This is a genomic window from Nonomuraea candida (genome assembly GCF_000725485.1).
Classification (GTDB): Bacteria; Actinomycetota; Actinomycetes; order Streptosporangiales; family Streptosporangiaceae; genus Nonomuraea; species Nonomuraea candida.
The window spans coordinates 1-232 of sequence record NZ_JOAG01000215.1 but is presented as its reverse complement, the minus strand read 5'-3'; the positions used below and the strand labels follow the sequence as shown (position 1 = coordinate 232).

Here is a 232-nt window from a genome sequence, read left to right as displayed (position 1 = left end):
AGATGACGTGCGCGCGGATGCGTTCCTCCAGCCGGTGATAGACCGGGCGCAGGTCGATGACCTGCTTCATGTCGCGCCAGCCCCGCTCGACCTCCAGCAATTGCTTGTAACCGACCGCGATGTCCTCGGCCGACAGCTTGGGGTCGGAGCAGCGCAGCAGGTACTTGCCGTCCAGGTTCGCCTCGGCCTTGACCTTCGCGGCGTCGATGCGCAGCAGCCCATTCGGAGTGGT

At 65.5% G+C, this 232-nt stretch carries 1 pseudogene; it reads right to left on the bottom strand.

What is annotated here, in order from left to right:
* Nucleotides 1–232: pseudogene (locus tag IO39_RS56495) on the bottom strand (IS1634 family transposase); the annotation flags it as partial.